Genomic DNA, 13,979 nt, shown 5'->3' with positions numbered 1-13,979 from the left:
CCGCACTTATATGGATATAGACCTATTGGGTCGATTATCAACGGAAATCGGTCCCTCGGGCTTTGAGGATAGGGTAAGGAGGTTAATCAAGGGTTTAGTGAGTGATTATGCGGATGAGATTAAGGTCGATAACTAGGTAGCTTAATTGTCAGGGTTGGTGATGGCCCATTCAGAGTCTTAATTAGCGCTCATATGGATGAGGTTGGTGTCATGGTCTCCCACATAGACCAAAGGGGTTTCCTAAGGATAATACCCATTGGTGGCTTAGATCCTTGGATACTCCTCGATAAGGAATTGGTGTTCATGGGTAGAAATGGCGATGTGGTTGGTGTCGTGGGCATTGATCCACCACACCTACGTAAGGAGAAACCACCCTCAAGATTTGAGGAGTTGTATGTTGACGCCGGCTTTAGCAGTAAGGACGATGCCCTGAAGAGTGGCATTATGCCGGGAACTCCAGGTACGTTTGCTGGTAGCTTTAGGCAGAGGGGTTCCGTGGTTATTGGGAAGGCGTTTGATAATAGGGTTGGTTGTACAGTCCTGATTGATACGCTTAGGGACATTAGGAATAAGGTGGTTGGTGATGTATCGCTGTACTTCGCATGGAATACGCAGGAGGAGGTTGGTCTTAGGGGTATTAATGCCGTTGTTCACCAAGTCAATCCACACCTAGCCTTTATTGTGGAGACCACGGTCGCCGCGGACGTGCCAACCAGCAGTGAGGATGTCTGGATTACGAGAATTGGCGGTGGAGCTGCGTTGAGGGCGTATGACAGGTCTATGATTACTAATCCCAGGCTATTGTCAGTGGCCATTGAGATCGCTGAGGGTAGCAATATTAAGTATCAGGTCCAGGTTAATCCGTATGGTGGCACGGATGCGGGCGTGGTGCATACCTACGGTGTTGGTGTTCCATCACTAGTAATATCAACCCCAGCAAGGTACATACATTCACCGGCATCATTAGTAAATACTGAGGATCTGAGGCAGGTTGAGGACTTGCTCAGGACCTTATTACTAAGCCTTGACGTGATTAGGAATAAGGCACTAACCAGTGAGTGATGATGGAGTCTAAGAGGGTAATGACACTGATCGGGAGGGAGCAGGCGGTCGTTGGTAAGACATTTAGGCTATACTCAATCCCAAGCGAATGTAGGCAGTGTAAATTATTCAATATATGCGTAGCCAGGCTTAGGCCAGGTAGGTTTATAGAATCGTTGAGGTTAAGCACGTCGGCCTACCGCAACCCAATAAATGCCTATTAACGGGTGAGGACATGGTACCGATAATAGCCGAGGAACTACCAATAATTATACCAATACCCGCCAAGTTATTTATAGAGGGCGTGATCATAACATACACGAAGTCACTAATTACCTGCACCGACGCAGGAAATACATACCCAACGACAACGTGCTTAAGGAAGGCACCAGGGTGAAGCTCGTCAGGGAAACAGGGCGTGTTAAGTGCGGTGGTGAGAGTTACGTACTTGCCGAGGTGATACCGCTTGATTGAGTGGGAGGGGATTCCTAGTTTTACTAGTTTTACAGGATAATACCCGGTTTTATGGGTTTGAGAATTGTGTAGTAGCCACATCACTTCTTGGGCTCCTTAACGATCGTCCTCGCCTGCTCCCTGAAGTAATTAAGTAAGTAATACGGCCCACCAACACCCCTACCGGTAGCCCCACTGGACTTCCAACCAACGAACGTCTGCGCACCCGGCCAAGCACCCGTGGTTGCGCCACCCCTCCTATTGACGTATGTGACTCCAAACTCAATCTTACTGAAGAATAATTCATACTCACTCTCATCCTCAGTGAAGATTCCGGCCGTTAACCCATAATCCGTGTCGTTGGCCTTGGCGATGGCCTCCTCCAACGTGTCGAATTCAGAAACTAGTAATATTGGTAGGAAGAGCTCCTGCTTCCAGAGGTAGTGGTCCTCAGGTACGCCTATGATCACGGTTGGCTGAACGTAGAAGCCCTTGGCGTAGAATCCCTCCTCAAGCGTCTTACCTCCCACGAGGATCTTACCACCAGCCTTCACCGCATCTGCGACGTACTTCTTAAAGTTCTCGAAGGCTCTCCTATTTATCACGGGACCCATGAACGTCTCCCTCCTCCTAGGATCACCAACCACCAACTTCTCAACCCTATCAATGAGCCTTGCCAGGAACTCATCCTTTATCCTCCTATCAATATACAGCCTAGACGTTGCACTGCACTTCTGCCCGTCATAGCCGAAGGCTGCCCTCACCACGCCCTCCACGGCTTTGTCCAGGTCTGCCTTGGCCGTGACTATGGTCGGGTTCTTACTACCCATCTCAAGGACTATGGGCTTTGGGTACGGCTGCTCCGAGGTAAACCTCTTGTAAAGTCTCATACCAACATCCCTGGAGCCCGTGAAGGCAATGCCAGCCACTAACCTATGGGATACGAATGCATCCTCAAACTCCTCGCCAGCCCGTGACCAAGTTCAACACGCCCGGTGGGATACCACCATCTATATATGCCTTGTACAATAATACTGCAGTCAAAGGCGCCTCACTCGTTGCTTCCAAACCACGGTATTACCCGTCAGGAGGGCGCCAAGTATCATCATTGGCCAGGTCAAGTGGGAAGTTGAAGGGTGATATAACGACCCAGACACCGTAGGGCCTAGCGACACTCCAGGTCTCCTCTCCAGGCGCGCCGGGCATCATCCTCTTTACGTATCCATCCTCTCTCTCCATTAAGTCCGTATAATACCTTATCGCGTCAATCGCCTCGTGAACCTCGGCCAATGCTTCCATCCTATTCTTCCCAACCTCATACGTTATCGCTGCAGCCAACTCAAACCTCCTCGCCTCCAGTATATCAGCGATTCTCCTAAAGATCCGCACCCTCTCCCTCCAATCAGTCTCACCCCACTCTCTAAACGCTTCATGAGCAATCTCCAGGGCCTGTATTGCATGCTCCTTAGTACCCCGCTGAAACCTACCAATTAGGATGTCCGTATCTATTGGACTTCTCTTCTCAAACTCCTTATCTGTATAAACCTCCTTACCAGCAATATACATTGGATACCTCCTACCTAAGTACTCCCTCTCAACGACAGTCAGGGCCTCCTCATACTTTGGGTGTATTGATTCATCCGCAAAGAGGGTTACGTAGGTTATTTTATAGCCACTGCTCAAATTTATCACCAGGTAATTATCGATAAAATGATAATTTATAATTTTTACCCACCTATATAGCATGAAATCGAAACATACGCGCACATTTATATGGTAAATATTCTAAGAAAGATCATAATTTATGAAATAATTAGTCAACGTGAGCTCAATACCTTAATAAATATTTAATATAACGAATCCATCCTTACCTAAATTCTTTAAAGAATTAATAAGGAATAGAAAGGATATATTCTGCGCAGCGGCCCAACGTGGTATGGTATAATTACGTATAATTGCCCTGGGTATATTGACTTATGCAAGCATTGAGAATGCCTCGGGCGTATACGTGAAGTTCGGCGGTAACTTACCAACACGCTTATAGTACTTGACCAACCTATGTATCTTGGACTCAACAAGGTTAAGGCCCCTCCTAGCACTCAAGTCCTTTGGGTGCTCCTCAAGGTGCTTCCTAATCTTCACTGCCCTCCTAATAAGGTTCATTAGGTCCTCGGGTATTTGCGGCGCCAGCCCATGCTCCTGCAAGACCTCTGTAATGCTCTTACCAAGTATTGGCTTAACCAGCGGTATACCATATTGATCCCTAAGTATTATGCCTATCATTGATGGTGAGAAGCCCCTCTTAGCTAATTCAATGACTAGTTGCTCAACCTCCTCCTGCGTGTATGAAACCCACGAAGGTGTTGCCTTGGAAACTGGTCTCGTGCTACCGCTCCTACCATGCTTATGCCTACTACGATGAGGCACGCCTAACGTTATCTAGAGAAGTTTTAAAGCTTATTTATTCGTGGGACCGAATAATCACCTAACGGCATACCTAACCATTCTCCTCACCCTATTAACTATTGAGTTAATTCTATCCGTTAATTCAGGTCCCATGGCATCCCTATATCCATTGAGGAATTCCATAAATAAGAGGCGGCTTTGATCCTTACGTAATGCCTCAAAGGACCTTAGGGTAACATTAAGATCAAGCGCTAACTTATACAGTATCCTAATATCCCGCATAGTGGGTGCCCTGCCAAGGATTTCTGATAAACCAAAGTCTATGAGGTATAACTTATCATCAACTATTAATGCATTGGCAGGCGTTGGGTCGCCATGCATTATGCCATTCCTATGCAGTACACCTATGTAATTACCCATTATTCTTATGTAATTAATAATCGTGTCATTAAGCTCCTCATTATTCATAAGTATCTTAACTAATGGTACCCCATTTAGGTACTCCATTCGAATTCTCATGTTCACCAGATCAACATCATAAATCCTAGGTACAGGTATGCCTAACTCCCTAGCCCTAATCATGGCTCTTACCTCATTAATTGTCCTTAATCTACGAATATAACTATCAAACTCAACGCTCCTATAACCCTTCGGAACCCTCTCCTTAACAAGCACGGTCATTCCTAACCAATCCTCCAGATAAAGCACGGCCTCCGCACCTACGGCTATTTGATTACGATTCACTAAATCAAGGGTCAACTTAGTAAAAATAATTTTTACTCGTTAGATACCTTAACTTCCTGAGGCTTAATGATCGATGCCTTAACAACCTCAGATATATCAAGTATCTTAACCCTATCCTCAACACCCTTAATCCTAGCGGCATCAGTAAGCATGGCGTTACAGAATGGGCACAGCGTCACTATTGTTTGGGCGTTAGTTTCCATTAGCTGTTCAAGCCTTATGTGGCTTATCCTCTTCTTCTCAGGTACGTCATACCAATAATTAGCACCACCAGCGCCGCAGCAGAAGGTTTGGGCTCCATGATTCTTAGTCTCCCTTAACTCACCGAGTTTTCTAACAATATTTCTTTGAGGATCAATAACGCCGTTATGCCTAGCTAAGTAACATGGGTCATGTATTGTAAAGACAATGTTATTCTTGTTTACCTTTATCTTACCCTCATTGATTAATTGCTCCAGGAACTCTGAGTGATGAATCACCTTGATATTTTTCATCCAGGGATCCACCTTTGGGTACTCGTTCTTGAATGTGTTATAGCCGTGTGGACAAATCGTTATTATACTCCTCACGTTGTACTTCTTGAACAACTCAATATTATTAAGTGCCAGTTCCTGGAACCTACTCTCCTCGCCAAGTCTCCTCGCTGGATCACCACAGCAAGTCTCTTCATCACCCAGTACAGCAATCTTATCCAGGAGACCCACCTCCCTAAGAATCTCAACCAAGGACTTTATTATGTCCCTGGCCCTATTGTCAAAACTACCCATACAGCCAACCCAGAGCAGGTACTCAAAGTCTGGGTTTTCCTGGACAGTCTTGACGCCTAGTTCTTTCAGCCAGTCATGCCTGCCATAATTAGACATACCCATTGAATTATTGTACTGAGATAGGTTGAGCAATAGGTTTGACTTCTTTTGATCAATCCTCATGTTAACCATGACCAAGTACCTCCTCATATCAATTATGTAGTCAACATGCCTTATGTAGACTGGGCATGTATTCATGCATGCACCGCACGTTGTGCATGCCCATAACTCATCATCCACAATGGAACCATCTATTAACTTACTCTCATTGCTATTGTAAAGACCATGCTTTATCTTTGTCACAACCATCATGGGCGATAGGGGCCTACCCGCGGCATAAGCGGGGCATGCATCCTGGCACCTAAAGCAATTAGTACATGCAATAGCTTCTAACTTACTTAACCTCGGTATTTCTCTAGCATCTGCGAAACCAACCTTTAGCTCTGTTGCTGATTCAGCCGTTAACTCCTTCAAATCAAAGGGCTTGGTTAACTCGCCGAGGGGTCTACCGTAATTAATAATGTAATTATAAAGCCCAAGTAGTGAGTGGAAGATTGCCGTGAGTGGTATTATGGCTATTAACATGAGGCTAGTGGGAAATGCGTGTAGTAAATCGCCATGTATAGGATGCTTGATGAACTTATTGGTGATAGTATTAGGGCGTTCGGCATGAACATCCAATAACGCCAAAGATCCATGTGGATGAACCTATAGCTCTCGATTATGGCTCCGCTCACGGCTAGGTACATGAAGCCAGCAAGGAATAGTATGTTTGTGTAATACTCACTCCTTGTGTATAGTTCCTTCCTGCCCAAAACCCTGTATATCCCCAGGGCAGAACCTATGAAGAGAATCCACGCAGTTATATCCATTACTAAGCTATAGCCCAGGAAGAAGTACCCACAGAAAACTTCCCTACCAGTGAATATGCCTATGTACTGATTAGCAGCCACTATTAAAGTGCCTATTAATGATAGTAATAATGCGTATAGAATCATTAAGTGGGCCACTGCTCCAATGCCCTCATATTTTGTGAATCGCCTGTGGGTCGCTATGTCCCAGAGAAATGGTATCCACGCTCTATAGCCCCTCAGCAATATTAATATGAATTCCCAAAGCCCAATACCATACTTATTCAGCCTTACCTTAAGGAAGTAGAAAAACAATATAACAGATAATGCTGCCAAACTATATACAGAGACCATCGAGGGTATCTTAGGTAGGCTAAAATACTCCGCATAGCACACGTAGGATAAGTTCATCAGGTTGAACAAGCTATGATCTTTTAAAGCATTATTTTATTTTACTTTATATATTTTATCTTTCCGATTAATATTAATAATTATAGAATATTTTCTATCGATATTTGATAATACAATGCATAAAATGTAATGAAAGAATTAATTATTAAAATTACTATTCCCTGAAATTTAATCTTCCATTACCTAACTTATTTCTTAAGTATCTCACGAAGTTTCTTCGTTAGTGCCGGTACGAACTTATATAAGTCCTCAACAACTCCGTAGTCGCAGTTCTTGAAGAATGGCGCATTGGGATCGCTGTTTATCACGACTACGGTCTTAGACTCCATCATGCCGGCCAGGTGTTGCGGTTGTCCGCTTATGCCTATTGCCATGTAGAGTTTTGGTCTTACTTTATGACCACTAAGTCCAACCCAATGGTCCTCACTAAGCCACTTGAGGTCTGCGGCTATGGGTCTTGAGCAGCCAATCTCAGCACCAAGGACCTCGGCAAGCTCGAAGGCAAGCTTAAGGTCCTCCTGCTTCTTAAAGCCCCTACCCACGGATACTATCAACTCAGCATCCTCAATCCTAACCTTACCCTTAGGCTTCTCCTCCGTAGAGACAACCTTAATGCCGGGAACAACCTTAGGTTGCAAAGTCTCAGTGGATACGGCAGTTGTCTTCTCAACGGGTTTGAAGCGCGTTGGCGGTGCCATTAAAAATACCTTGTCAGTAACTTTAGCAGTTACTTGAGCCCTATTCCCAATGCCATTGTACGTAATCTCAAAGATATTACCACTCTGCTTTAGGTCGATAACATCGACAATTAACGGTGCTGATAATTTCTGCGCTGCAACGGCTACCGCAGTTTTAAAGAACTTGCTAACTGGAGTGGCTATTATGGAATAGTTATTGGCATTGATTAAACCTACTAATGTCTCTGCGAACGAGGTCTCATCAACCTGGGTACCCATTACATAGGCCTTAGTGACCCCATACTTACCCAATTGAGAGGCATCTCCAGTCCCAAGCAGTAAATAGTGAATTTCTACGCCCTCTATTTTCTGCACCAACCCTACTAATCCTACGTCGTTAATTGAGCCTATTACAAGGGCCCTCGCCATAACCATCACCTCGGGGTTATTATACCTTCTTGAATTAATGCTTGAACAAGCTTCTCCACCTTTTCATCAACACTACCCTCCTTAATAATCACACCCTTCCTTTTAACCTGAATGGGCATAATATTCTCAACCTCAATAGATGACTTTACGGAAATTCCTAAGTCAGCAAGGCTTAGCTATTTATGGGCTTCTTCATAGCGGCCCTAATTTGGAGTAGAGGTGGTATTCTTGGTACGTTTATCTCTCTAGTGACTGTTACCAACACAGGTAATTGAGCCTCAACTGTCTGCACGGCATCCTCAAGGTCACGCTTGGCAATGACCTTATTGCCTCAACCTTCAGTTCCCTAACAAAGGAGATCACGGGAATTCCAAGCTCGGCAGCAACCCTAGGACCAACCTGGCTTGTGTAACCATCTATTGTTGCCTCACCGGCAATTATTAAGTCATAATTACCCAACTTCCTTATTGCAGCGGCTATGGCTTGGCAGTTATTAATTGATCACTATTTATCAGGGCATTATCAACTATTAGATAGGCTTCATCAGCACCCATAGCCAACACCTCCCTAAGTAGGCTCTCAGCTCCTGCTGTCTCTTCGCCAATGGGCCATACTTAAGCGCAGTTATTACACGAACCCTACCACCAGCCTTCTCCTTAATCCTAACGGCCTCCTCAACCGCGTTCCTATCAATATCGCTTATCTTAAGTGGCGTAGTCTCAATATCGATCTTCGACTCGCTAACTCTCAATTGTCCCGTATCGAGGGCTAGCTTCACAAGTGCCAATACCTCCATATACGTGTGTGGCTTAGTATGTGTTTTTTTAGCATTATCCATTATTTATGTTATATAGGGTTCTAAGTCTTAATAACATAACCCCTGAGTAATCTTTATAAGGTACGGGAACGGCGCATCAACGTAAATTAATGAGTGCGACCAGGGATAAAGAGTTAATACTGCCGCAGCAGGAGTTTGAGATATTAAGGTTATTAAAGGATAGTACTGCATCTGTAAGAATTGACAATGTCGCATCTAAGTTAGGCACTGACGTAAACTCACTCATGAGGAGTATTGCGGAGCTTGAGAATCTGGGCTTAATACGCATTAATAAGGTCGTAAAGAGGATATTAGAATTAACGGAGGAGGGCAGGAGATATCTTGAGGTTGGGCTTCCTGAGGTTAGGTTAGTAAGGGTGTTAATTAACTGCAAATGTAAGCCTAGCATTAGTGAGGTGCCCAATATTGCAAAGGAGCATGGCATTTCCTTAACGCCTAATGAGGTTAATTACGCAATATCATCACTTAGTAAGTTAGGTATTGTCAGGGTTAATAAGGGCATTATTGAATTAATATCTTCAGATAAGCTTAATAACGTAATTAATAGGCAGGATATACTTAACCAGGTTAGGAGTGAGATCTTTGAGGATGAGGTGTCTGAAGGTATTAAGCCCATTATTCAGGAATTTATTAAGAGAAATATTGTTAGAGTAAGGGAGAGAAGCGTTATCGAGTTATCAATCACTGACGAAGCTCGCAATCTCATAAGCAGGGGGTTAATAAAGGCGGGTGTTGTGGTCACGGCATTAACACCCGAGTTAATAACGAGCGGTGGTTGGAGAAATGTCGTGATTAAAAAGTTCGATTTGTCAATACCAATACCGCAGGCGCCATTGGTTACTAAGCATTTCTTCTCGGAATTTATTAAGTTCGTTAAGGAGGTCTTCGTATCGCTGGGTTTTGAGGAGGTTTATGGGCCTCACGTGGAGCTTGAGCTTTGGAACTTTGATGCATTATTCCAGGCGCAGGATCACCCTGCCAGGGAGATCCACGATACGTACTTCCTAAAGTACCCAAGCACGGGTAAGATCCTCGATAATGAATTAGTAAGTAGAATTGCACATACTCACGAGGATGGTTGGATAACGGGCTCAAGGGGCTGGGGCTATAGGTGGGACCCAGGTAGGGCCGTCAGGCTCGTGTTGAGGACGCAAACGACATCCGTTTCAGTGAGGACGCTCTATAAACGTGGTGATGGTGAGTATAGGGCGTTCACCATTGATAGGGTGTTTAGGCCTGAGGTCCTTGACCCGAAGCATTCCATGGAGTTTCACCAGGCGGATGGTATCGTGGTTGGCGAGAACCTAAGCTTCAAGCACCTACTTGGCATACTGGAGGCTCTGGCAAGAGGCATGGGCCTTAGGAAGGTGATGTTCAAGCCAGCCTACTTCCCCTTCACAAGCCCATCTGCCGAAGGTTATGCATACCATGAGAAACTTGGTTGGATTGAGTTCGTGGGGTCCGGAATATTCAGGCCTGAGGTTGTGATGCCGCTTGGCATTAGGAGGAGTAGGGTTTTGGCCTTTGGCATGGGCCTTGATAGGATTGCCATGATACTCATGAACATTGAGGACATTAGGGACCTTACTTCCAGGGATATCAACGTGATTAAGGGATATTGGACGGGCTTCTCAAGATTCATTAGCCATCTAAACCATTAAAGTTAGTTAAGGTTATAAATCCAGGGATTAACTAGTGACCCGTGTCGAAGGGTGAGGAGCGAACTATTAAGTCAGCGCATCTATTATTGCCGTTAACATCGCCAATAATGGCCGTGCTCCTCATACTGGGGCTTATCAACATTGGTGAGACCCAGGTTCCCGCGGGTCCACCATTCCAGTCAGTGAATACCTCAAGTGCTGGTCTATATAATGTGGCCGTTATCATTATTATAATGGTTATAGCGACGTACATAATATATAGATTAATAAAGCAGAGGTTGATAAGGGCATTCGAGACGCTTAAGAATGTGTTGCTGGCGATAGTCATAATAAGCTCCGCATTATTTTACACAATGACATACATATACGGCTATGATGTGAGTCCATTAATTAATCATCCATTGTTAATATTCGTATTAGCGGTCGTAATAAGCACATTAATAATGTATGCAGCAATTAGGGCCAGAAATACCGTGGTTAGGGCCCTGGCGATAAGTGCCTATAGTTCCATGGCCGGCGTAATATTCACAATAGCCCTACCCGCCTGGACCCTAGCAATACTGCTGATTGCATTACCGCTCTACGACATAGTGATGGTATATAGAGGGTTACTCGGTCGATTAGTCACCGAGCTCTCTAAATACGGTGAGGGTAAGTACCCATTACTTAGGGGATTGATCCTTGACATGGATGGTATAGGCATTGGTGTTGGGGACCTGGTGCTATACGCAACCCTGGTTTCACTAACGATGCTTCAATACGTAACCCACGGTTTCACCCTCGTTCAAGGCGCATTGGCCTCGTTAGCCTCATTAATTGGAATTCTCATCGGTCTCTTCATAACGTTTAAGTACTTATTACCAATTAAGAAATACGCACCAGCACTGCCAATACCAATACTACTTGGGTCAATCCCACTCATATACCTGGTTACAATAACTATATGACCTATAACTGAACAATATCAATCTTCCTAAGGGCTTCACGATCCTTCTGAGTGGGGTATCTACTAAGTATTTTTATCCAGGGATTATCAATCATCTCCGCAAATGGAAATTCCATCATTCGTATCTCATAACATGGCAATAAATACTAAGTGAGTAAAAATAATGGTATTACGGCGTAATAATGCTATATAACAATAAATATTATACTCAAAGAACAACCTTATTTAGAATCCCAAAAGGATGAGTTGTGCGTAGGGTCGGTATTATTGGTGTTGGTCAGTCTGTGTTTGGTGTTAGGAATGATGTGACGATTCAGGAACTAGCCTGGGAGGCCGTTAAGGAAGCCCTTGAGGACGCAGGTCTGACGCAGAGGGATATCGAGATTTCAATCATTGGTAGTGCAGGCACTAGGACGTATGAGTTGTACCCAGCAGTTCCAGTTAATGAATATAGCGGTTTTAGTGAGAAGGGACCTATAAGGGTTGAGGCTGCCTGCGCCACGGGTAGTGCTGCCTTGGCTGTGGCCTATAACATGGTGGCCTCAGCTTCGTGGACATAGCCCTCGCCGTTGGTGTTGAGAAGATGAACGAGGTCGACACAGCTACTTCACTCGCCGTTGGAGGTAGGGGCGGTAATTACCTATGGGAGTACCACTTCTACGGCACCACATTCCCAGCCTACTACGCCCTATACGCCACAGCCCACATGGCCAGATTCGGAACAACCGAGGAGCAGCTAGCCCTGGTCAGGGTTAAGAACCAGAAGTATGCAGCTAGGAACCCAAAGGCGCAGTTCCAGTTTGAGGTTACTGTTGAGGATGTCCTCAAGTCGAGGCCAATTGCATGGCCACTGAAGCTCTACGACTGCTCAGCAATTACAGACGGTGCTGCGGCGGCGATAGTGGCCAGTGAGGATGCAATCAGGAAATTACGCATTGATACCCCGGTGTGGATTGAGGCCATTGGCTACGCATCTGACACCTCAAATATAACTAGGCGTGAGGACTACGTCAGTCTAAAGGCTACGAAAATAGCCGCCCAAATGGCGTATAAGAGGGCTGGGATTGAACCGAGGGATGTGGAGGTTGCCGAGGTTCATGACTGCTTCACTATAGCCGAGATAATGGCTTACGAGGACCTGGGCTTTGTTGAGAAGGGCATGGGTGGTAAGTTCATTGAGGAGGGTCAAAGTGATATTGGTGGTAAGGTTGCCGTGAACCTAAGCGGTGGTTTACTCGGGAAGGGGCACCCACTGGGTGCCACGGGTCTTGCCATGATTTACGAACTCGTTAAGCAATTGAGGGAGGAGAGGGAGCGTGGTAGGCAGGCGCCATTGAGGAAATACATCGCGTTGGCTCACAACATTGGTGGGACTGGTCATTATGGTTATGTAACAATACTAAGGAGGTGATGGGTATGGCAGAGAGGAAGGCAGGTTCGAGGAAGACCGTTAAGATTGAGGGACCAACAATCGACTCAGTACCGATCACTTACAGGCATAGAATACCCATTGGAAGGACCGTTAAGTACTGGGATGGCCTTAAGGAGGGCAAAATCTACGCAACCAGGTGTAAGTCCTGTGGCGCTGTTTACTACCCGCCACAAGCCGATTGCCCATACTGTGGCTCAAGCGATGTTGAGTGGATCGAATTACCTAGGGAGGGTATTCTCGAGACGTTTACCAGGGTCTACGCCAAGCCCCAGGGTTATGAGGATTTTGAGCCATACATAATAACCATTGCCAGGGTTGGTGATGTTAGGGTCATGGGTTGGCTAATTAATGTTAAGGATGAGAGGTGCGTCAAGGTGGGTGATGAGGTAATACTAGGCACAACATACATTGAGAAGCACAATAAGTACATAATAACATTCCAACTAAAAAAACAAGCAATGCTAACGACTCAATACGGACTCACTTAAAATGGAATTAACAACCTGCTTAACCACGCAATCCTCATTTAATACCCTGAAATACGTGGATCTAGGACCGACGGTCCGGGCGCAATTATCGGTTCAACACAGCCATCCAAGTTGTTAATTAACGATTGCCTTATATCAATATCCCCAAGCAATTGCTTAATGCAGGTACTTAAATCATCGAGCCTCAAGACCTTTTGATTACCTATGGGTGCTATCGCCCTCCTAATGCATTCACTTATAGAGGCTGCGTACCTAATATTAACCTCCCCATTTACCACCTCCACAACCCCGAGATCCACCGCAAGTCCAATTAATGCCTTAAAGGCAACCTCATTAAGCCATGCCGTCGGTGATAACTCCCTCATCCTTTGATTTATCAATTTATGAAGCTCAGTAATGCTCACGGGCCCCTCCTCACTAATCGTATTTATTAGTAATCGGTAATGAGGCAACTCTCTATATAGTATTAAGTGAAATAGCATCTTCGACAACGCCACATCCCTATTCAAAGCCCTATACAACGCATTACCCGCATCAGTCAACCTAATGTTGCAATCTCCATAAACCTCCACAATCCCAATCCTCTGAAAGAACCTGGTGATGTCACCCCTACCCTTACCAATGTCAAGACCTCTCTCCTTTATTGTTGAGCAGTCAATTCCAGGATTCTCACCAACAGTGAGCATATAATTTATGAGCTTCTCAAGGCTTATCCTCGGTATTGGTATACTCCTCTGTATGTTGAGCATTAATGATTAGTTATTATGCATGATTTATTTACAGTGACCCTGTAAAA

At 45.0% G+C, this 13,979-nt stretch carries 13 protein-coding genes and 3 pseudogenes; 8 read left to right on the top strand and 8 right to left on the bottom strand.

The window, feature by feature from the left end:
• The first annotated feature begins 10 nt into the window (after nt 1-10).
• Genes JCM14467_RS19440 through JCM14467_RS16865 form a run of 4 tightly spaced genes read left to right on the top strand, consistent with a single transcriptional unit; the run spans nt 11 to nt 1,438 of the window.
• The gene (locus tag JCM14467_RS19440) at nt 11-136 is read left to right on the top strand and encodes a hypothetical protein (protein WP_256359227.1); all 126 of its coding nucleotides are present in this window, start codon (nt 11-13) and stop codon (nt 134-136) included.
• 56 nt (nt 137-192) lie between these two features.
• Nucleotides 193-1,062: a M42 family metallopeptidase gene (locus tag JCM14467_RS07145; protein WP_252901016.1), complete on the top strand. Its 870-nt coding sequence runs from the start codon at nt 193-195 to the stop codon at nt 1,060-1,062.
• Nucleotides 1,062-1,265 carry a UPF0179 family protein gene (locus JCM14467_RS07140; protein WP_054849622.1) on the top strand — a complete coding sequence of 68 codons (204 nt, stop codon included), beginning with the start codon at nt 1,062-1,064 and terminating at the stop codon, nt 1,263-1,265. Before JCM14467_RS07145 ends, JCM14467_RS07140 begins: the two co-directional genes overlap by 1 nt.
• Nucleotides 1,214-1,438: a UPF0179 family protein gene (locus JCM14467_RS16865; protein ID WP_252901047.1), complete on the top strand. Its 225-nt coding sequence runs from the start codon at nt 1,214-1,216 to the stop codon at nt 1,436-1,438. Before JCM14467_RS07140 ends, JCM14467_RS16865 begins: the two co-directional genes overlap by 52 nt.
• Before the next feature lie 157 nt (nt 1,439-1,595).
• On the opposite strand, the pseudogene JCM14467_RS19990 reads toward JCM14467_RS16865, so the two are convergent.
• From JCM14467_RS19990 to JCM14467_RS07110, 7 genes and pseudogenes are all read right to left on the bottom strand, one after another.
• Nucleotides 1,596-3,186, bottom strand: a pseudogene (locus JCM14467_RS19990) (aldehyde dehydrogenase family protein).
• Between the two features lie 282 nt (nt 3,187-3,468).
• The gene (locus JCM14467_RS07130) at nt 3,469-3,921 is read right to left on the bottom strand and encodes a 30S ribosomal protein S15 (RefSeq protein ID WP_054849621.1); all 453 of its coding nucleotides are present in this window, start codon (nt 3,919-3,921) and stop codon (nt 3,469-3,471) included.
• A 54-nt stretch (nt 3,922-3,975) separates the two neighbouring features.
• Nucleotides 3,976-4,644 (bottom strand): KEOPS complex kinase/ATPase Bud32, encoded by a 669-nt coding sequence (locus tag JCM14467_RS07125; protein ID WP_054849620.1) that lies wholly within the window; start codon nt 4,642-4,644, stop codon nt 3,976-3,978.
• Nucleotides 4,645-4,676: 32 nt separating this feature from the next.
• Nucleotides 4,677-6,035 (bottom strand): (Fe-S)-binding protein, encoded by a 1,359-nt coding sequence (locus JCM14467_RS07120; protein ID WP_252901013.1) that lies wholly within the window; start codon nt 6,033-6,035, stop codon nt 4,677-4,679.
• Entirely contained in the window at nt 6,029-6,712 is a 684-nt protein-coding gene (locus JCM14467_RS16850; RefSeq protein WP_252901012.1) for a hypothetical protein, read from the bottom strand. The genes JCM14467_RS07120 and JCM14467_RS16850 overlap by 7 nt, the downstream gene beginning before the upstream one ends.
• Before the next feature lie 188 nt (nt 6,713-6,900).
• On the bottom strand, nt 6,901-7,824 hold the full coding sequence (locus JCM14467_RS07115) for an electron transfer flavoprotein subunit alpha/FixB family protein (RefSeq protein ID WP_054849659.1): 924 nt from the start codon (nt 7,822-7,824) through the stop codon (nt 6,901-6,903).
• Nucleotides 7,824-8,614 (bottom strand): annotated as a pseudogene (locus tag JCM14467_RS07110) (electron transfer flavoprotein subunit beta/FixA family protein). The gene JCM14467_RS07115 and the pseudogene JCM14467_RS07110 overlap by 1 nt, the downstream one beginning before the upstream one ends.
• 131 nt (nt 8,615-8,745) lie before the next feature.
• Between JCM14467_RS07110 and pheS the strand changes: the two are divergent.
• The 4 genes and pseudogenes from pheS to JCM14467_RS07090 all read left to right on the top strand — a co-directional run bounded on the left by pheS (nt 8,746) and on the right by JCM14467_RS07090 (nt 13,183).
• Entirely contained in the window at nt 8,746-10,317 is a 1,572-nt protein-coding gene (gene pheS / locus JCM14467_RS07105) for a phenylalanine--tRNA ligase subunit alpha (protein ID WP_054849619.1), read from the top strand.
• 41 nt (nt 10,318-10,358) lie between these two features.
• Nucleotides 10,359-11,264: a hypothetical protein gene (locus tag JCM14467_RS07100; protein ID WP_054849618.1), complete on the top strand. Its 906-nt coding sequence runs from the start codon at nt 10,359-10,361 to the stop codon at nt 11,262-11,264.
• A 247-nt stretch (nt 11,265-11,511) separates the two neighbouring features.
• Nucleotides 11,512-12,674 (top strand): annotated as a pseudogene (locus JCM14467_RS07095) (thiolase domain-containing protein).
• Nucleotides 12,674-13,183, top strand: coding sequence for a Zn-ribbon domain-containing OB-fold protein (locus JCM14467_RS07090; protein ID WP_054849617.1), 510 nt, complete (start codon nt 12,674-12,676; stop codon nt 13,181-13,183). The pseudogene JCM14467_RS07095 and the gene JCM14467_RS07090 overlap by 1 nt, the downstream one beginning before the upstream one ends.
• A 38-nt stretch (nt 13,184-13,221) precedes the next feature.
• Here JCM14467_RS07090 and JCM14467_RS07085 read toward each other — a convergent pair whose 3' ends face one another.
• On the bottom strand, nt 13,222-13,932 hold the full coding sequence (locus tag JCM14467_RS07085) for a hypothetical protein (RefSeq protein ID WP_054849616.1): 711 nt from the start codon (nt 13,930-13,932) through the stop codon (nt 13,222-13,224).
• Nucleotides 13,933-13,979 lie beyond the last annotated feature (47 nt).

The organism is Vulcanisaeta sp. JCM 14467 (assembly GCF_001316245.1).
Lineage (GTDB): Archaea > Thermoproteota > Thermoprotei > Thermoproteales > Thermocladiaceae > Vulcanisaeta.
The sequence above is the reverse complement of the archived record's forward strand: the minus strand, read 5'-3'. Positions and strand labels throughout refer to the sequence as shown.